The organism is Sphingomonas suaedae, from assembly GCF_007833215.1.
Taxonomy (GTDB): Bacteria; Pseudomonadota; Alphaproteobacteria; order Sphingomonadales; family Sphingomonadaceae; genus Sphingomonas; species Sphingomonas suaedae.
In genome coordinates this window covers 4089761-4106084 of record NZ_CP042239.1, presented here as the reverse complement: position 1 = coordinate 4106084, position 16324 = coordinate 4089761, and the positions used below count along the sequence as shown (strand labels likewise).

At 66.2% G+C, this 16324-nt stretch carries 22 protein-coding genes; 9 read left to right on the top strand and 13 right to left on the bottom strand.

Annotation, left to right across the window (positions count from 1 at the left end; translation table 11 throughout):
• Window positions 1-147: 147 nt before the first annotated feature.
• Window positions 148-1158 (bottom strand): type I glyceraldehyde-3-phosphate dehydrogenase, encoded by a 1011-nt coding sequence (gene gap, locus FPZ54_RS19395; protein WP_145849436.1) that lies wholly within the window; start codon window positions 1156-1158, stop codon window positions 148-150.
• Window positions 1159-1164: 6 nt separating this feature from the next.
• Window positions 1165-3117: a transketolase gene (gene tkt / locus FPZ54_RS19390; protein WP_145849435.1), complete on the bottom strand. Its 1953-nt coding sequence runs from the start codon at window positions 3115-3117 to the stop codon at window positions 1165-1167.
• Window positions 3118-3179: 62 nt separating this feature from the next.
• Between tkt and FPZ54_RS19385 the strand changes: the two genes are divergently transcribed.
• The 6 genes from FPZ54_RS19385 to FPZ54_RS19360 all read left to right on the top strand — a co-directional run bounded on the left by FPZ54_RS19385 (window position 3180) and on the right by FPZ54_RS19360 (window position 5390).
• Entirely contained in the window at window positions 3180-3449 is a 270-nt protein-coding gene (locus tag FPZ54_RS19385; RefSeq protein WP_239019647.1) for a hypothetical protein, read from the top strand.
• Complete coding sequence (zapA, locus tag FPZ54_RS19380) at window positions 3449-3736, top strand: cell division protein ZapA (RefSeq protein WP_145849433.1); 288 nt, start codon at window positions 3449-3451, stop codon at window positions 3734-3736. The genes FPZ54_RS19385 and zapA overlap by 1 nt, the downstream gene beginning before the upstream one ends.
• Window positions 3737-3790: 54 nt before the next feature.
• On the top strand, window positions 3791-4042 hold the full coding sequence (locus FPZ54_RS19375; protein WP_145849432.1) for a type II toxin-antitoxin system ParD family antitoxin: 252 nt from the start codon (window positions 3791-3793) through the stop codon (window positions 4040-4042).
• Window positions 4043-4363, top strand: a complete 321-nt coding sequence (locus FPZ54_RS19370) for a type II toxin-antitoxin system RelE/ParE family toxin (RefSeq protein WP_145849431.1) — start codon at window positions 4043-4045, stop codon at window positions 4361-4363.
• Between the two features lie 257 nt (window positions 4364-4620).
• Window positions 4621-5175 (top strand): 5-formyltetrahydrofolate cyclo-ligase, encoded by a 555-nt coding sequence (locus tag FPZ54_RS19365; protein ID WP_145849430.1) that lies wholly within the window; start codon window positions 4621-4623, stop codon window positions 5173-5175.
• Entirely contained in the window at window positions 5172-5390 is a 219-nt protein-coding gene (locus FPZ54_RS19360; RefSeq protein WP_145849429.1) for a DUF2842 domain-containing protein, read from the top strand. The genes FPZ54_RS19365 and FPZ54_RS19360 overlap by 4 nt, the downstream gene beginning before the upstream one ends.
• An 87-nt stretch (window positions 5391-5477) precedes the next feature.
• Here FPZ54_RS19360 and FPZ54_RS19355 read toward each other — a convergent pair whose 3' ends face one another.
• Entirely contained in the window at window positions 5478-5678 is a 201-nt protein-coding gene (locus tag FPZ54_RS19355) for a hypothetical protein (protein WP_145849428.1), read from the bottom strand.
• Between the two features lie 107 nt (window positions 5679-5785).
• Window positions 5786-6148 (bottom strand): PRC-barrel domain-containing protein, encoded by a 363-nt coding sequence (locus FPZ54_RS19350; RefSeq protein ID WP_145849427.1) that lies wholly within the window; start codon window positions 6146-6148, stop codon window positions 5786-5788.
• Window positions 6149-6236: 88 nt separating this feature from the next.
• On the opposite strand from FPZ54_RS19350, the gene FPZ54_RS19345 reads away from it, so the two are divergent.
• A complete protein-coding gene (locus FPZ54_RS19345) occupies window positions 6237-8129 on the top strand; it encodes a M1 family metallopeptidase (RefSeq protein WP_145849426.1) in 1893 nt (630 codons plus the stop codon).
• An 84-nt stretch (window positions 8130-8213) separates the two neighbouring features.
• Here FPZ54_RS19345 and FPZ54_RS20000 read toward each other — a convergent pair whose 3' ends face one another.
• The 5 genes from FPZ54_RS20000 to FPZ54_RS19325 are packed head-to-tail and all read right to left on the bottom strand — an operon-like array spanning window position 8214 to window position 11530.
• A complete protein-coding gene (locus FPZ54_RS20000; protein WP_186456845.1) occupies window positions 8214-8384 on the bottom strand; it encodes a hypothetical protein in 171 nt (56 codons plus the stop codon).
• On the bottom strand, window positions 8363-8695 hold the full coding sequence (locus FPZ54_RS19340; protein WP_145849425.1) for a DUF423 domain-containing protein: 333 nt from the start codon (window positions 8693-8695) through the stop codon (window positions 8363-8365). The genes FPZ54_RS20000 and FPZ54_RS19340 overlap by 22 nt, the downstream gene beginning before the upstream one ends.
• Window positions 8692-10515: a cation:proton antiporter domain-containing protein gene (locus tag FPZ54_RS19335; RefSeq protein ID WP_145849424.1), complete on the bottom strand. Its 1824-nt coding sequence runs from the start codon at window positions 10513-10515 to the stop codon at window positions 8692-8694. The genes FPZ54_RS19340 and FPZ54_RS19335 overlap by 4 nt, the downstream gene beginning before the upstream one ends.
• Window positions 10515-10958 (bottom strand): iron-sulfur cluster assembly scaffold protein, encoded by a 444-nt coding sequence (locus FPZ54_RS19330; protein WP_145849423.1) that lies wholly within the window; start codon window positions 10956-10958, stop codon window positions 10515-10517. Before FPZ54_RS19330 ends, FPZ54_RS19335 begins: the two co-directional genes overlap by 1 nt.
• Window positions 10955-11530: a CvpA family protein gene (locus FPZ54_RS19325; protein WP_145849422.1), complete on the bottom strand. Its 576-nt coding sequence runs from the start codon at window positions 11528-11530 to the stop codon at window positions 10955-10957. The genes FPZ54_RS19330 and FPZ54_RS19325 overlap by 4 nt, the downstream gene beginning before the upstream one ends.
• A gap of 145 nt (window positions 11531-11675) precedes the next feature.
• Here FPZ54_RS19325 and FPZ54_RS19320 point away from each other — a divergent pair, with 145 nt between their 5' ends.
• Window positions 11676-12068, top strand: coding sequence for a hypothetical protein (locus tag FPZ54_RS19320; RefSeq protein WP_145849421.1), 393 nt, complete (start codon window positions 11676-11678; stop codon window positions 12066-12068).
• Here FPZ54_RS19320 and radA read toward each other — a convergent pair.
• Together radA and FPZ54_RS19310 are read right to left on the bottom strand one after the other, a co-directional pair.
• Window positions 12033-13400 carry a DNA repair protein RadA gene (gene radA, locus FPZ54_RS19315; protein ID WP_145849420.1) on the bottom strand — a complete coding sequence of 456 codons (1368 nt, stop codon included), beginning with the start codon at window positions 13398-13400 and terminating at the stop codon, window positions 12033-12035. The genes FPZ54_RS19320 and radA overlap by 36 nt on opposite strands.
• A gap of 31 nt (window positions 13401-13431) precedes the next feature.
• Entirely contained in the window at window positions 13432-14127 is a 696-nt protein-coding gene (locus FPZ54_RS19310; protein WP_145849419.1) for a glutathione S-transferase N-terminal domain-containing protein, read from the bottom strand.
• Window positions 14128-14302: 175 nt separating this feature from the next.
• Here FPZ54_RS19310 and FPZ54_RS19305 point away from each other — a divergent pair, with 175 nt between their 5' ends.
• Window positions 14303-15454, top strand: coding sequence for a glycosyltransferase family 4 protein (locus FPZ54_RS19305; protein WP_145849418.1), 1152 nt, complete (start codon window positions 14303-14305; stop codon window positions 15452-15454).
• A 39-nt stretch (window positions 15455-15493) separates the two neighbouring features.
• Here the strand turns inward: FPZ54_RS19305 and FPZ54_RS19300 are convergent, their stop codons facing one another.
• Together FPZ54_RS19300 and FPZ54_RS19295 are read right to left on the bottom strand one after the other, a co-directional pair.
• On the bottom strand, window positions 15494-15862 hold the full coding sequence (locus tag FPZ54_RS19300) for a hypothetical protein (RefSeq protein ID WP_145849417.1): 369 nt from the start codon (window positions 15860-15862) through the stop codon (window positions 15494-15496).
• Between the two features lie 146 nt (window positions 15863-16008).
• Window positions 16009-16323: a DUF2218 domain-containing protein gene (locus FPZ54_RS19295; RefSeq protein WP_145849416.1), complete on the bottom strand. Its 315-nt coding sequence runs from the start codon at window positions 16321-16323 to the stop codon at window positions 16009-16011.
• Window position 16324: the final 1 nt, after the last annotated feature.

Genomic DNA, 16324 nt, shown 5'->3' with positions numbered 1-16324 from the left:
CAGGCGGACGCCTGTAGGAAAGCCGGTCAGACCTCCCCCTTCGTCATTCCCGCGAAAGCGGGAATCCATCTCCTCGCCGCTCCGCCATGGCGACAGTGCGGGAGTTGGGCCCCCGCTTTCGCGGGGGTGACGACTTATGGGATTGGCTCAGCCCAGCTTCGCCATGACGCCGGCGGTGTCGACCATGCGGTTGGAGAAGCCCCATTCATTGTCGTACCAGCTGACCACGCGGACCAGCTTGCCGTCGATCACGGCGGTCTCGAGGCTGTCGATGGTCGAGGACGCAGGGGTGTGGACGATGTCGATCGAGACCAAAGGCTCGTCGGTATAGTCGAGCACGCCCTTGAGCGGACCGCTTTCCGACGCGGCCTTGAGGATCGAATTGACCTCTTCCTTGGTCGTGTCGCGCTTCGGCGTGAAGGTCAGGTCGATCAGCGAGCCGTCGGGCACGGGCACGCGCACCGATGAACCGTCGAGCTTGCCCTTGAGCTCGGGCAGCACCTCACCCACCGCGCGCGCGGCGCCGGTGGTGGTCGGGATCATGCTCATCGCCGCAGCGCGGGCGCGGCGCATGTCGCCATGAATCTGGTCGAGGATCTTCTGGTCGTTGGTATAGGCGTGGATCGTGGTCATCAGGCCACGTTCGATCCCGATGCTGTCGTTCAGCACCTTGGCGACGGGCGCGAGGCAGTTGGTGGTGCACGACGCGTTCGAGACGATCGTGTGCCCGGCCTCGAGCTTGTCATGGTTGACGCCATAGACGACGGTCAGGTCGACATTCTTGCCCGGCGCCGAGATCAGCACCTTCTTCGCGCCCGCATCGATATGCTTCTGCGCGCTTTCGCGATCGGTGAAGAAGCCGGTGCATTCGAGCACGAGATCGACGCCATTGGCGGCGTGGGGCAGGTTCGCGGGATCGCGCTCCTTGGTCACCTTGATGCGCTTGCCGTCGATGACGAGATCGTCGCCATCGGCGGAGACGTCACCGGGGTAGCGGCCATGGACGCTGTCGCGGCTGAACAGCCAGGCATTCGACTTGGCATCGGCCAGATCGTTGATCGTCACCAGTTCCAGCCCGCTGTCGGGACGCTCCAGGATGGCGCGCGCCACCAAGCGTCCGATGCGTCCGAACCCGTTGATCGCAACCTTCGTCATCAGTGTCTCCTAGGCGTTTAGCTGTTCGATGATCTGCGGGACGATCGCGTCGGCGGTCAGCCCGAAATGCTTGTAGAGATCCTCCGCCGGGCCCGACGCGCCGAAGCTGTCGAGGCCGAAGCGCAGGCCGTCGAGGCCGGTATAGCGTTCCCAGCCGAGCGTCGTGCCGGCCTCGATCGAGACCTTGAGGACGTTCGCGGGCAGCAGGTCGGCACGATAGGCGGCGTCCTGTGCATCGAAGCGTTCCCAGCTGGGCATGGAGACGACATCGGCACCGATGCCCTGTGCTTCAAGGGCATCGCGCACCTGTACCGCGATCTCGACTTCCGAGCCGGTCGCGACCAGCACGACGCGGCGCGCGGCGCCGGCCAAGCGCAGGCGATATGCGCCCTTGGCACACAGATTCTCCGACGCCTCGGTGCGCAGCTGGGGCAGGTTCTGGCGGGTCAGCGCGAGCAGCGACGGGCCGTCGGCGCGTTCCAGCGACAGCGCCCAGCATTCGGCGGTTTCGACCGCGTCGCACGGGCGATAGACGTCGAGTCCGGGGATCAGGCGCAGGCTGGTGACATGCTCGACCGGCTGGTGGGTCGGGCCGTCTTCGCCGAGGCCGATGCTGTCATGCGTCATCACATAGACGACGCGCGCCTGCTGCAGCGCCGACAGGCGGATCGCGGGGCGGCAATAATCGGAGAAGACGAGGAAGGTGCCGCCATAGGGGATCACGCCCCCGTGCAGCGCCATGCCGTTCATCGCCGCGGCCATGCCGAATTCGCGGATACCGTAATAGACGTAGCGGCCGCCATAATTGTCGGCGGTGAGCGCGCCCAGATCCTTGGTCAGCGTGTTGTTCGAGCCGGTGAGGTCGGCCGAACCGCCGATCGTGCCGGGGAGCGCGGCGTTGATCGCCTCCAGCGCCATTTCCGACGATTTGCGCGTCGCAACCTTGACGGGATTGGCGATCAGATTGGCGATATAGGCGTCGAGGAAGCCGGGGGTCACCGTGTCGAGCGCCTTGAACTGATCAGCGACCGGGGCGAAGCGGGCTTCCCAGGCGGTGCGGACGTCGCGGCCCTTGCCGCCGACGGCGCTCCACGCGTCGCGAATGTCCTGCGGGATCTCGAACGGGGCGTGCGGCCAGCCCAGCGCTTCGCGCGCGGCGGCGACCTCGTCCTTGCCCAGCGGCGAGCCATGGACCTTGCTGGTCCCGCCCTTGTTCGGGGCGCCCTTGCCGATCACGGTCTTGCAGCGGATCAGCGAGGGACGCGGATCGGCCAGCGCTGCGTCGATCGCCGCCTTGATGCTCGCCTCGTCATGCCCGTCGCACGCGGCGACGTGCCAGCCGGTGGCGGTGTAGCGCGCGGGGATGTCCTCGCTCGACGAGAGCGACACCTTGCCGTCGATGGTGATGTCGTTGTCGTCCCACAGCACGATCATGCGGCCGAGCTTGAGGTGCCCGGCAAGCCCGATCGCCTCATGGTTGATGCCCTCCATCAGGCAGCCATCGCCCGCGATCACCCAGGTGCGGTGATCGACGACATCGTCGCCGAAGCGCGCGTTGAGGTGGCGTTCGGCGATCGCCATGCCGACGGCCATCGCCAGCCCCTGACCCAGCGGGCCGGTGGTGCATTCGACGCCAGGAAGCTCGAAATTCTCGGGGTGGCCGGCGCACGGGCTGCCGACCTGGCGAAACGCCTTGATATCCTCGAGCGTCGGGCGGGCATAGCCGGTGAGGTGCAGCAGCGAATAGATCAGCATCGAGCCGTGGCCGGCCGACAGCACGAAGCGGTCGCGGTCGGCCCAGTGCGGATCGCTGGGATCGAATTTGAGATAGTCGCCGAACAGGACGGTGGCGACATCGGCCATGCCCATCGGCATGCCGGGATGCCCCGAATTGGCGGCCTCGACCGCGTCCATCGAGAGGGCGCGGATGGCGTTCGCGCGGTCGCTGAAAGAAACGGTCACGGCAGGTCCCCTTTCGGGCCTGTGCGCTGCGATCGAAATCCCGCCACGGCCCGGCGAATCGAATGTGGCGTGCCAATGGGGCGCGCTGGCGCGCACGTCAACCGGGCGGGGTTGCAGGTCGGGTAAAGCCACCCTATCCCCCCGCCATGGCGGATGCGGCACCTTCCGCGCTCGACCGGATCGAGCGCGCGCTTACGCGGATCGAGGCAGCGGCGGCGCGCCGTGCCTTTGATGCCGAACGGCTGGAACACAAACATGCGGCGCTGCGCGGCAAGGTCGAGGAGGCGATTGCCGCGCTCGATTCGCTGATCGCGCAGGAAGACACGGACTGATGGGCCAGGTGACACTGACGGTCGCGGGACGCAGCCACAGCATCGCCTGTCGCGACGGCGAGGAGCTGCATCTCGAACGGCTCGGCGCGCTGCTCGAACGCCATTCCGAGACCGCGGTGCGCGCGTCGGGCGGGCTGAGCGGGGAGCGGACGATGTTCTTTCTGGCGCTGATCCTGGCCGACCTGCTCGACGAGGCGGAGCGCAATCCGCCGGGCGGGGTGTCGCCGGTGCTGCTCGACAATTTGGCGGACCGGCTGGAGGCGGTGGCGGCGACGCTGGAGCAATAACGAAAATTGCGCAGTTCTTGTTATTGGGCTATATGCCCGGTGAGGAGAACGCACATGAATGTATCGATCGGTGAACGCTGGGAAGGCTTTGTCACGGATATCGTCAAATCGGGCCGCTATGGGTCGGCGAGCGAGGTCGTGCGCGAAGGATTAAGGCTGGTCGAGGAGCGCGAGTCGAGGCTCGCCGCGCTGCGCGATACGCTGAATGCGTCGATCGAACGGGGCGGCCAACATAGTCCCGACGATGTTCGTCAATCCGTCGAGGCGGCGCTGGATGAGTGGGAAACCAATCGCGCGGGCCGCTAGATGCGGCAGCTGACCTATACGAGCGCGGCCCGGCAGAATCTGCTGGAGATCGCTTTGGGCATCGCCGAACGCAGCGGTAGTCGAGAGACCGGAAACGCTTTCGTGGCCAAGTTGGAAGCGCGTTGCGAAAGGTTGGCCGCGTTACCTGGGTTCCTCGGCACTATGCGACCCGAATTACGCCACGGCATTCGGTCGATCGTTTACAATAACTATCTGATCTTTTTTCATTATGTCGGTGAGAGGATCGAGGTGGTCAATGTCCTGCCCGGACGCCGCAATCTAGACCTGCTGTTTCAGGTCGACGACCCTGAACCCCATTGATCCATCGGCACCGCGCGCCTAGATTGAGGACGGCGGGTACTGCCCGGTGCGAGCTTTAGCGATTATCCCTGAGGCGATTCATCATCCATGGGGGCTGTCCCTGCTCAGACCCTGGTCTGTAGCACATGGTCCCCACCTGACGTAAACGGCGTCAGAGGATATTCAAGCAACGGCCCATGGTGGTCCCGCCAACGAATTTTGTCAGCGAGGCTGAAGCGGCACCGGCCCGCAACCGCTTCGCACAATGCGAAGCGGATATGGCTGACGACAAACGGACCCTGCGCGCCCGGATGCGCGCGCTGCGCGACGAGTTCGCGATGACGATCGGCGGCACGATCGAGCCGCCGCCCGCCCTGCTGGCGCGCTTCCGACCGGGCGTGACCGTCTCGACCTATGTCCCCCTGGGCAGCGAAGCCGATCCCACTGCGATCGCTTGGGCGGCGCGCGAGGCGGGGTGCACCATCGTCCTCCCGCACGTGACAAGCCGCGAATCGCCGGTCCGTTTCTTCGCCTGGGAGCCCGACCATGCCCTGATCGATGGGCCGCTCGGCCTGCGCCAGCCCGCCGATGACGGGCCGGAAAGCGACCCCGACATCGTGCTCACCCCCCTGCTCGCCTTTGACGATGCGTTGAACCGGCTCGGCCAGGGTGCCGGCCATTATGACCGGGTGTTCGAGCGGCTGCCCGATGCCTGGCGGATCGGAATCGCCTGGTCGGTCCAGCGTGTCGAAGGGCTGGCGACCGATCCCTGGGACGTGCCGCTGCACGGCGTCGTCACCGAAGCGGGTGCGATCGGCGAGGCTGCGGAATGACCCCCTCCTGGCGCAAGCCCGTCGGCGCGTTCGCGATCATCGCGCTGATCGTCATCTGGTGCGTCGCGGTGGCGAGCCTTTCAGCCATCGTCGGCGAGTGGCCGGTGCTCGTTCAGCTCGTCTTTTACGTCGTTGCGGGGATCGTCTGGATTTTCCCGCTCAAGCCGTTGCTGCGCTGGATGGAGACCGGCCGCTGGTGGTTGCCGCGCGACTGACACGCTTCGCACACCGCTCCGACCTCGGCCCGGAGCGCCACGCACTACGGGCCCCGAACCCCGAGCGGGGGTCGAGGCCCGCCAGGATCAGGAGTCGACCCGAACCTGCCGCTTGAGGCACTCGAAATAGCGATTATCGGCTGCGTCGCCGCACGCGCTGTCGCCATTGCAGGCGGCGATTTCCATCGTGTGGATCGCTTCGCACTGGCCGTAGAACGCGCTCGCGGAGGTGGTTCCCACGGCCAGGCTTCCGAACGCTGCCAATGCCAGAATAGCCATCTTCTTCATTGCGTGTCTCCTCGTCCCGAAAAAGCTCGGGAACGAGAGACAAACAAGTCAGGCGAAGACAGTCAATTTGGGTAAGGCCCATAACCGAGCAGATTTCGGGATCGGCATTACAGGTACGGGACCCCGTAGTAGGCGTAGACTTCCTGCCCATAAGCGCGGTCGTAACTCGGCTCGCCGCCTTCATTGTCGTAATAGGGTGCGTTTTCGAGCTTTTCCTTGCTCAGCGCGACCACATAGCCGCCCTTGTCCGGATCATAGGTCAGCGCCTTCCACGGCACCGGATAATGGCGGTGGCCAAGGCCGAACAGGCCGCCGAACGCCATCACGGCATATTCGGCATGGCCCGATACCTTGTCGACCATGAAGCGCTCGACCGAACCCAGCTTCTCGCCTGACGGGTCATAGACGGTCGTGCCTTCGACCCGGTCGGAGGCGATCAGGGGGTTGGGGCTGTCCACTGTCGTGTTCATCGCATCTCTCCTTATTTGGGGTGATAGCTGGTCAACGCATGAGCGCCGCGCTTGTGCCGAACCGGATCGGGCCGTAGCAGTTGAGACCATGCGTATTCTGTCCCTCGCAGCCTTGCTGCTCGCCACCGCCGCCCCTGCCCCGCTGCTCGCCCAGCAGGCCAAGGTCGCTCCGATCCTCACCTCGCCCGAGGCCAGGGACGCATGGACCTATGCCCGACCGGCCGAGGCGCGGGTGACCCATGTCGACCTCGACCTGAATGTCGATTTCGAGACGAAGACGATCGACGGCACCGCGACACTCGACGTGCTCGCCGCGAAGGGTGTCAGGGAGATCGTGCTCGACACGCTCGACCTCGACATCAAGAGCGTGAGCGATCAGGCTTACCGGCCGCTGCCCTTTACGGTTGGCAAGAAGGACCCGCAGCTCGGCAGCCCGCTGACGATCCAGCTGAACGGTGCGCAGAAGGTCCGCATCCGCTATGTTTCCGCGCCGGGCGCGCGTGCGCTGCAATGGCTGACGCCCGAGCAGACGCTGGGCAAGAAGATGCCGTTCCTGTTCAGCCAGGGGCAGGCGATCAACAACCGCAGCTGGATCCCGACGCAGGACAGCCCGGGCATCCGCCAGACCTGGTCGGCGGCAATCACCGTGCCGGACGGCTTCGTGCCGGTGATGAGCGCGCAGAAGGTGGGGCCGGCGGAGGGCGAACTCGTTCCGCATTACCGGCGCACCTTCCGCTTCGCGATGGAGAACCCGGTTCCGCCCTATCTGATCGCGATCGCGGTCGGTGATCTCAAATTCAAGGAAACCGGCCCGCGCAGCGGGGTGTGGGCCGAGGCGGGAATGCTCGACGCGGCGGCGGAGGAATTCGCCGATGTCGAAAAGATGATCGATGCGGCGCAGGCGCTGTACGGCCCCTATCGCTGGGGCCGGTACGACATGCTGGTGCTGCCCCCGTCCTTCCCGTTCGGGGGGATGGAGAACCCCAATCTGACCTTCTTCACCCCGACGATCATCACCGGCGACAAGTCGAACACCGACGTGCTCGCGCACGAGCTGGCGCATAGCTGGTCGGGCAATCTGGTCACCAACGCGACCTGGGCGGACAGCTGGCTCAACGAGGGGTTCACCACCTATTTCGAGAACCGGATCATGGAGGCGCTGTACGGCAAGGAGCGCGCCGCGATCTATGCCGACCTCGATTATGCCGGGATGGTGCGCGACGTGAAAAACGCGGGCGGCGACACCGCGCCCGCGACGCGGCTGCACGGCGATCTGGGCGGTAGCGCGGGGCAGCTGGATTATCTCAAGGGCAGCACCTTCCTGCGCACCATCGAATATGCCGTCGGACGCGAACGCTGGGACGCCTATCTGCGCGGTTATTTCGACCGCCATGCCTTTCAGCCGCAGACCAGCGCGGGGTTCCTGGCGGACCTGCGCACGCACCTTATCAAGGGCGACACCCAGGAAGGTCGGGCGCTGGAGGCGAAGCTTCAGCTCGATCGCTGGGTGTTCGAGCCGGGTATCCCGGCGAACGCGGTCCATGTGAAGTCGGACACGCTGGCCAAGGTCGATGCGCAGCTTGCGGCCTTCAATGCGGGCGGCCCGGCATCGGCGATCGACACGGCAGGCTGGCAGACCCAGCAGTGGAAGCGGCTGCTCGACAATCTGCCGCGCCAGCAGAGCGCGGCGCGGCTTGCCGAATTCGATGCGGCGCTGGGGCTGACCCGGTCGAAGAGCGCCTATGTCCAGTCGGCCTGGTTCGATCTGGCCATCGCCAACCGTTACGAACCCGTCATCCCGGCGGTGGAGGGCTATCTGACCCGCGTCGGCCGCAATCTGCTGGTGACTCCGCTCTATCGCGGGCTGAAGGCGCAGGGTGAATGGGGCGAGCCGATCGCTCGGCGGATCTTTGCGAAGGCGAAGCCGGGATATCATCCGGTGACGGTCGGCGCGGTAACGCGGATATTGGAGGCGAAGTAACCTGCGCTTCTGCGAAAGCAGGAGCCCAGTGCCGCATAGGGAAGCGCGTGGAACCCTGGGCTCCTGCTTTCGCAGGAGAACCGGTTAGAGCGCGCGCTTGCCCCTGGTCCGTCCGGTCAGGTGAAAGCCGAAGCAGCGGTCGCAGCGATAGGGGCGCAACGCGATATCGGCGGCGCGCGCGGCCGCGACCGCCTCCCCTTCATCCGCAAATCGCCGTTTGCGGCGGCAGACGCTCAGCCGCGTAGTGCGTGCCACGCCAGCCACAGCCACGCGGCGATCAGCGCGGTGCCGCCGATCGGGGTGATCGCGCCGAGCCAGCGCGGCGCGCCGAGCGCCATCAGATAGAGGCTGCCGGCAAAGATCGCCGCGCCCGCGACGAAAAGCCAGCCCGGCCCCTTCGCGCCCATCTGCACCGCGACGAGGGCCGCAACCGCATGAATCAGCTGATAAGTGCCGCCCGTGCGCAGCCATTCGGCGGCCTTGCCCTCGGCGCCATGCGCGCCGAACGCACCCGCGCCGACCGCGATGGCACCCGACAGGGCGGCAGCAGCGAGCAGAACGTTCATCCGCACTCGCTCCCGGTTGCAGGCTTGCCCTCAAGCGGTTCCGGCTTCGGCTTTTCGCGGCCTGCGGAGAAGCCCAGTTCGGGCTGGCCGATGATCGTTTCGCGCGCGGCGATCAGGCTGCCCGCTTCATGCTGGATGCGCAGCCGCTCCTTGTCGCGGCGGCGGTAAAGATCCTCGGTGCGATCGATCTCTTCCAGGTCCACGCCGACCGCCTCCATCGCGCGGCGCGACATGAGGATCGCGGATTCGAGCACTTCGCGGACGACCCCGGTGGCCGGCGATCCCTTGAGCTTGAGGAGCGCGCGGCGATCATAGGCGCGCACGAAGATAGCAGCGCGCGGAAAGGCTTCATGCACCGCCTCGACCAGCTCGGGCTCGATCTTGTCGCCGTCGAGGCAGAACAGGATCAGTTCGGCATCGCCCGCGCCCGCCTGCCGCAGCATGTCGATGCGGGTGCCATCGCCATAATAGACCTTGGCGCCGAACTGCCCCGCCACATCGATCATCTCGATATCGGTGTCGATCAGCGTGACGGCGATGCCCTGGGCGTTGAGCATCTGGCCAACCGTCTGGCCGAACCGGCCATAGCCGATGATCAGCGCGCTCGACCCGTCGGCCACCGGCCCGTCGCGCTCGCCCGGCGCCGCCACCGAGTCGGCACGGAACCGCTTGGTGAACATCATCAGGAACGGCGTGGTCGCCATCGAGATGGTGACGACCGCGCTGAAAACGCTCACCGCCTCCGGGGCGATCAGCAGCGCGTTCTGCGCCTGGGCGAACAGCACGAAACCGAACTCGCCGCCCTGGCTGAGCAGCAGACCGAGGCCCAGTGCCTGTCGCCAGCCCTCGCGAAACGCCATGGCGAGGCCCATGATGACGATGGTCTTGGTCGCGATCAGCGCCACCGCCATGCCGAGCACGAAGAGCGGGCGCTCGGCGATGGCGCTCAGGTCCAGCATCATGCCGACCGAGAGGAAGAACAGGCCGAGAAGGATCGAGCGGAACGGCTCGATATCCGCCTCCAGCTCGTGCCGGTACGGGCTGTCGGCCAGCATCACGCCCGCGATGAACGCACCCAGCGCGGTGGACAGGCCGAGCGACTGCATCAGCGCGGCGCTCGCCACCACGGTGAACAGCCCGGCGAAGACGAACAACTCGCGCTCGCCCCAATTGCCGATCAGCTTGAACAGCGGGCGCAGCACATAGCGCCCGGCCAGCACCAGCCCGACGATCGCCGCGACCGTGTAGATGGCGAGCAGCCAGCCCGGAGGCCCCTCCGCATCCGCCGGATTGCGGCTGAGGATCGCGATGATCGTGATGAGCGGGACGATCGAGATGTCCTGAAAGAGCAGGGTCGAAAAGGCACGCTCGCCGAACGGGGTGCGCAACCGCCCGGCGCTTTGCAGCATCGGGAGCACCTGCGCGGTTGAGGAGAGCGCAAGCGGCAGGCCGAGCGCGAGCGCCGCCGAGACCGAGAAATTCGCGCCGAAGCCGATCACGACGCTGAGCGCGAGCCCGCACAACACGACCTGAAGCAGGCCGAAGCCGAAAATGTCGCGCTTCATCCGCCACAATCGCGACGGGCTGAGTTCCAGGCCGACGAGGAACAGCAGCAGGGCGATGCCGAATTCGGCGATGCCCATCTTGGTTTCGGCTTCGCCGACTAGGTTGAGCAACTGCGGGCCGACCAGCGCGCCCGCGACCAGATAGCCCAGCGTGGCGCCCAGCCCCATCCGGCGGAAGATGAGAACGAACAGCAGCGCGAAGCCGAGCAGCGGCGCGCCCTCCGCGACGAAGCTGTGGGCGGCGCTGTGTTCCATCAGGCGGCGTCCTCATGCCGGGCGAGCGCCTGCGCCACCGCTTCCGCCACCGCCTCGAAGGCGAGGCGGATCGAGGGATGGCGGGCGCTGTGCGGGAGTGCGGGGGCGAAAATATCGAGTTCGGGCCAGTCAGGCGGGGCGTCGCGCTCCCCCGCCAGCCAGGCGGCGAGAGCGTCGCGGGCGGCGGCGAGTTCCGCCAGCGAACGCCCGACCGCATGTGCGCCCATCAGCGACGCCGATGCCTGGCCCAGCGCGCAGGCGCGGACCTGCATCCCGAGCGCGGACACCCGCCCGGCCTGGTCGAGCGCGACATCCACCGTCACGCGGCTGCCGCACACGGGTGAACGCTTCTCGGCGCTTGCCATCGGATCGGGCAGCCGTTCGTGATGAGGGATGGTGGCAGCAAGCCGCAGAATCCGGGTGTTGTAAAGCGGCGCGGTCATTCCCCGGAGATAGCCTCTCCCGACCCATTCGCAAGCGCGTCGGCATCGCTGTCGTTGCCGAATACCGGTTCGCCCCGCCGCCGCCGGTCGACGAACTCGGCGATGCTGGCGCTGGTAGCGTTGAGCAGCGGATAGGTGCGCGCCTGAGTCATCCATTCGGGCCGCCGCGCCGGGCCACCGCTGACCGTGTCCACCACCAAGGTGACGAGGAGGAAGACGAGGCTGACCAGAATCAGTCCCTTGATCCCGCCAAAGCCGAAACCGAGCGCGCGATCGATCGGGCCGAGAAAGCCGGTCCGCGTCCGCGAGCCGATCGCGTTGGCGATCATCCGCCCGCCGAAATAGGTGATCCCGCCGATCAGCGCGAAAGCGAGCACGGCGGCGCCCTGCACCGTTCCCACCGGCTCCGCCAGCGCAGCCGCGACCGGGGTGTGGAACAGCCGCACAGCCGCAACGACGAACAGCCACGCCATCAGCGACAGGACTTCGGTGACGAAGCCGCGCATGAACCCCATCACCGCCGCCGCACCGACCGCCAGCAGCACCAATATGTCGATCGCGGTCAGTCCCATATCCGTCCCGTGCTCATCCCGACCGGCTTGTAGCCGCCCCGGCACGCGCGGCGAAGATGGATTCGGCGACGATACGTGCCAAAATCGGAGGCGGATGAATCTGCGATGCCTTGGCTGTGCCATCTCCCCCGCCTAGATGGCGGACATGCCGATGCTTCGCCGCTTGTTCATTCTCGCCTTCTGGGCGGCACTGGTCTTCGCCTTCGTCATGGCTTCGCTGCCCAAACCTCCGCCCGTGCCCGGCGATCCGGGCGACAAGGTCCAGCATATCATTGCTTTCGTCACACTGACCCTTCTCGCGCGATTTGCCTATCCGCGCGCGAATCCGATCGCATTGCTCCTCGCCTTTACGGGTTTTGGCGCTGCGATCGAGTTCGTGCAGATGATTCCGGCGCTCGGGCGCGATGCGGCGCTTGACGATTGGGGCGCCGACGTTGCCGCGTCCGCTATCACCTTGCTGATCCTGGAACCGCTGCGCCGCCTGTTCGCGCGGCGAAGCCGGTCAGCGCCCCAGCATGTGATCGACGAACCCGCCTAGATTGCGAAAGCCCGACAGGGCGACATTGCCCTCCTTCGCCTGAGCCGCCGGCGCCAGCGCGCGCGCGAAGCCGAGCTTGCCCGCCTCTTTCAGCCGCAGCGCGCCATGCGCGACCGGCCGCACCTCGCCCGACAGCGCCACCTCGCCGAAGGCGACCATGTCGGTCGCCACCGGGCGTTCGGACAGGGCGGAGACGAGCGCAGCGGCGACGGCGAGGTCGGCGGCGGGATCCTGAACCCGATAGCCGCCGGCGATGTTGAGATAGACTTCGCTGGTCGCGAAGCTCAGGCCGCAACGCGCCTCCAGCACCGCGAGGATCATCGCCAGCCGCCCGCTGTCCCAACCGACGACTGCGCGGCGCGGGGTAGCGCCAGAAGCGAGCCGGACGACGAGCGCCTGAATCTCGACCAGTACGGGGCGCGTGCCCTCCAGCGCGGGGAACACCACCGTCCCGCTGACGCTTTCGTCACGGCTGGTGAGGAACAGCGAGGAGGGGTTGCCGACTTCGGTCAGCCCCTCGGTCTGCATCGCGAAGACGCCGATCTCGTCGGTACCGCCGAAGCGGTTCTTGACCGCGCGCAGGATGCGATACTGGTGGCTGCGCTCGCCCTCGAACGCCAGCACGGTATCGACCATATGTTCGAGCACGCGCGGACCCGCCAGGCTACCGTCCTTGGTGACATGGCCGACCAGCACCACCGCGGTGCCGCGTTCCTTGGCGAAGCGGATCAGTTCCTGCGACGCAGCGCGCACCTGGCTGACCGTACCGGGGGCGCCCTCGATCAGGTCGCTGTGCATCGTCTGGATCGAATCGATCACCAGCAGGTCGGGCGGAGTCGCGCCGCCGAGCGTCGTCAGGATATCGCGCACGCTGGTCGCCGAGGCGAGCTGGACCGGCGCGTTGCCGAGGCCGAGGCGGCGGGCGCGCAGCCGCACCTGGTCCGCCGCCTCCTCGCCCGAGACATAAGCGACGCCCTTGCCCGCCAGCGCCATCTTCGCCGCCGCCTGAAGCAGCAGCGTCGACTTGCCGATGCCGGGATCGCCGCCGATCAGCGTCGCCGACGCCTCGACGAAGCCGCCGCCCAGCGCACGGTCGAGCTCGGCGATGCCGGTGCTCATTCGCGCGGGCAGCGGGACATCGGCGTCGAGCCCCGACATCAGGATCATCCGCCCGCCGCCCTGAAGGTTATGCTTGGCCTGAAAAGGCGTGACGACCGCGCCGGAATCCTCGACCAAAGTGTTCCATTCACCGCAATCGGCGCATTGCCCCGCCCATTGCGCGGTCAAGGAGCCGCAGGACTGACAGACGTAACGCTTCTTGGGTTTGGCCATGGCGCGATTTAGCAGGAACGATTAGGGAACATCAAGCCTTTGCGGTGACCATGAGGCCACGCTGCACGGCGGGGCGCGCAAGACCACGCTCCAGCCAGCCGGCGACGTTGGCGAAGTCATCATATCCCACCAGATCGCGCGCTTCGTAGAAGCCGATCAGGTTGCGGACCCAGCCGAGCGAGGCGATGTCGGCGATCGAATAGTCGCCCATGATCCAATCGCGATGCGCCAGCCGCGCATCAAGTACGCCGAGCAACCGCTTCGATTCATCGACATAGCGCTGGAGCGGGCGCTTATCCGTAATCTCGCGCCCGGCGAATTTGTGGAAATAGCCGAGCTGGCCGAACATCGGACCGAGGCCTCCCATCTGCCACATCACCCAGCCGATCGTCTCGTAGCGCTGGTCTGGGTCGAGGAACTGGCCGCTCTTGTCGGCGAGGTAGATCAGGATCGCGCCACTTTCGAACAGCGCGAGCGGGCGGCCGTTGGGGCCATCGGGATCGAGGATCGCGGGAATCTTGCCGTTGGGATTGAGGCTGAGGAATTCGGGGCTCTTCTGATCGTCCGTCGCGAAATCGACGAGATGCGCCTCATAGGGCAGGCCGGTCTCTTCCAGCATGATGCCCGCCTTCACGCCATTGGGGGTATTCAACGAATAGAGCTGGATGCGGTCGGGATGCCGGGCGGGCCAGCGCGTGGTGATGGGAAAATCGGACAGGTCGGTCATGCGGGAAACTCCTGTAGGGTTGCGGCACCGGCCCGCTCCCCCACCCGACCACCCATTGAAGATACCTTGTGGGTGGCCGGGTGGGGGAGCGGACCGGTGCCGCCATCCGGCGCAGCCGGATCAGACATCGACTGCGACATAGGAATGCCGCATTCGCATCGCTATGGGCCGATGAATGAACCCGACCGACCTTCGCGTGGCGCTGTTCAGCGGCAATTATAACTATGTCCGCGACGGCGCGAACCAGGCGCTCAACAAGCTGGTGCGCCACCTGCTCGATGCGGGGGTGAAGGTGCGCGTCTATTCGCCGACGGTGGAAAAGCCGGCATTCGAGCCGGAGGGCGATCTGGTGAGCGTGCCCGCCCTGCCCGTCCCGGGCGGACGCGGAGAATACAAGATCGCGCTCGGCCTGCCGCGTGCGCCGCGCGCGGATCTGGAGGCGTTCGCGCCCAACCTCGTCCATGTTTCGGCGCCAGAATTTCTGGGCCATGCCGCCGTCGCCTGGGCGCGCAAGCGCGGCATTCCCACCGTCGCCTCGCTGCACACGCGGTTCGAGACCTATCCGCGCTATTACGGGCTAGGGTTCGTCGAGCCGTGGCTGATCCGCCGCCTGACGCGTTTCTACAACAAGTTCGACCGGGTTATGGTCCCCGGCCAGTCGATCGCCGACCTGATCGCAGGATGGGGTGTCACGACGCCGATCGGCATCTGGTCGCGCGGGGTGGATCATGCGCGCTTCAATCCCGAGCGCCGCGATCTCCACTGGCGGCGCGGGCTGGGTATCGCCGACGATGTCCCGGCGATCGGTTTTCTCGGGCGGCTGGTGCTGGAGAAGGGGCTCGACATCTTTGCCGAGGTGGCGCGCGAGCTGACCCGCCGCGGCGTGCCGCACAAGATATTGGTGGTGGGGGAAGGCCCCGCGCGCGACTGGTTCGCAAGCCAGGTGCCCGACGCGATCTTCACCGGATTCCAGTCGGGCGATGCGCTCGGCCGCGCGGTCGCGTCGATGGACGTCTTCTTCAACCCGTCGGTCACCGAAACCTTCGGCAACGTCACGTCCGAGGCGATGGCCTGCGCCGTGCCGGTGGTCGCCGCGCGCGCGACCGGGGCAATGGATCTGGTGGTCGAGGGCGAGACCGGGTTCCTGGTCCCCCCGCGCGACGTAACCGCCTATGCCGATGCGATCGAGCGGCTGGCGCGCGATGCGGCGATGCGGCGGGCGTTCGGGGCCGCAGGGCATAGTCGGATGCAGGCGCAGCTCTGGCCGCAGGTCAATCAGGCGGTGCTCGACACCTATCTGGACCTGACCGCCGAACCGACTCGGTAGGAAATAGGGCGCCGCAGGGTCCCGCGACGCCCCATCGCCTCAGCAGCTGCAGCCAAAGCCCTTCTGGATGATCTGCTGCCCCGCGACCGAAACGGTCACCTCGACCCCGCACGGGATGCCCCATTTGGTGCAGATGTCGAGGCACGCCTGCGCCGCGGTGCCATTGGGAATCCAGGACGGCACCGGCAGACACACGCTGCCGATCCCGAGCGGGAGGTTGAGGCACACCTGGCCATTGGTCACCGTCACGCTGATGCACTGCGCGCTGACCTTGAGCTGTCCGTCGGCGAGCGGCGTTTCGTGGCTGATCGTTTCGGCGCGGAGCGACTGGCCGTGGCGTTGCGCCGCTTCCAACGCCTGATCGATAACCTTCGCATCGAATTCGGGAAGTCCCGCTTTCGCTTCCATAGTATCTCTCCTGTTGAATGCCGGAATATCGGCGGAGAGATATTACGCTTTTGGCACGAAATACCCGAAATGATTATCAGTAATAGCCGCATGTTAGAAAATCCGATTTGGATTAACATAAATCCAAATCGGATTTAACCTAATGGTTATGACCAACTATACTGTAACGCACCTTCCCGGAACGCGAAACGATCGACATGGCGCTCGACCGCCCCTTTCAGCCCCTCCAGCTGTCCGTCCGCGCTGGCATCGATCCGGATCGCCAGCCCGTCCGGCCGCGCATCCAGCGTGACCAGCCCGTCACCGGGCCAGTCCGCGCCGCGCGCATCCTTCGGAAACACGATTGTGCCGTGATCGGCATCGAACGCGACCTTCAGATTATGTTCCCAATGTTTGCACAGTTGCTGGAGATATCGGCTCGCCTTGTCGGTCGCGGCAAAGCCCGTCGCGCTGACTGCCATG

Excerpts from the sequence above, each read along its gene's own strand:
- FPZ54_RS19350 (WP_145849427.1), bottom strand. The coding sequence starts at position 6,148 with ATGAACACGACAGTGGACAGCCCCAACCCCCTGATCGCCTCCGACCGG.
- FPZ54_RS19330 (WP_145849423.1), bottom strand. The coding sequence starts at position 10,958 with ATGACCGCGCCGCTTTACAACACCCGGATTCTGCGGCTTGCTGCCACC.
- FPZ54_RS19335 (WP_145849424.1), bottom strand. The coding sequence starts at position 10,515 with ATGGAACACAGCGCCGCCCACAGCTTCGTCGCGGAGGGCGCGCCGCTG.
- FPZ54_RS19320 (WP_145849421.1), top strand. The coding sequence starts at position 11,676 with ATGCCGATGCTTCGCCGCTTGTTCATTCTCGCCTTCTGGGCGGCACTG.
- FPZ54_RS19305 (WP_145849418.1), top strand. The coding sequence starts at position 14,303 with ATGAACCCGACCGACCTTCGCGTGGCGCTGTTCAGCGGCAATTATAAC.
- FPZ54_RS19345 (WP_145849426.1), top strand. The coding sequence starts at position 6,237 with ATGCGTATTCTGTCCCTCGCAGCCTTGCTGCTCGCCACCGCCGCCCCT.
- FPZ54_RS19375 (WP_145849432.1), top strand. The coding sequence starts at position 3,791 with ATGAATGTATCGATCGGTGAACGCTGGGAAGGCTTTGTCACGGATATC.
- FPZ54_RS19325 (WP_145849422.1), bottom strand. The coding sequence starts at position 11,530 with ATGGGACTGACCGCGATCGACATATTGGTGCTGCTGGCGGTCGGTGCG.
- FPZ54_RS19300 (WP_145849417.1), bottom strand. The coding sequence starts at position 15,862 with ATGGAAGCGAAAGCGGGACTTCCCGAATTCGATGCGAAGGTTATCGAT.
- FPZ54_RS19360 (WP_145849429.1), top strand. The coding sequence starts at position 5,172 with ATGACCCCCTCCTGGCGCAAGCCCGTCGGCGCGTTCGCGATCATCGCG.
- zapA (WP_145849433.1), top strand. The coding sequence starts at position 3,449 with ATGGGCCAGGTGACACTGACGGTCGCGGGACGCAGCCACAGCATCGCC.
- FPZ54_RS19295 (WP_145849416.1), bottom strand. The coding sequence starts at position 16,323 with ATGGCAGTCAGCGCGACGGGCTTTGCCGCGACCGACAAGGCGAGCCGA.
- FPZ54_RS19365 (WP_145849430.1), top strand. The coding sequence starts at position 4,621 with ATGGCTGACGACAAACGGACCCTGCGCGCCCGGATGCGCGCGCTGCGC.
- FPZ54_RS19385 (WP_239019647.1), top strand. The coding sequence starts at position 3,180 with ATGTGGCGTGCCAATGGGGCGCGCTGGCGCGCACGTCAACCGGGCGGG.
- FPZ54_RS19340 (WP_145849425.1), bottom strand. The coding sequence starts at position 8,695 with ATGAACGTTCTGCTCGCTGCTGCCGCCCTGTCGGGTGCCATCGCGGTC.
- radA (WP_145849420.1), bottom strand. The coding sequence starts at position 13,400 with ATGGCCAAACCCAAGAAGCGTTACGTCTGTCAGTCCTGCGGCTCCTTG.
- FPZ54_RS19310 (WP_145849419.1), bottom strand. The coding sequence starts at position 14,127 with ATGACCGACCTGTCCGATTTTCCCATCACCACGCGCTGGCCCGCCCGG.
- FPZ54_RS19370 (WP_145849431.1), top strand. The coding sequence starts at position 4,043 with ATGCGGCAGCTGACCTATACGAGCGCGGCCCGGCAGAATCTGCTGGAG.
- FPZ54_RS19355 (WP_145849428.1), bottom strand. The coding sequence starts at position 5,678 with ATGAAGAAGATGGCTATTCTGGCATTGGCAGCGTTCGGAAGCCTGGCC.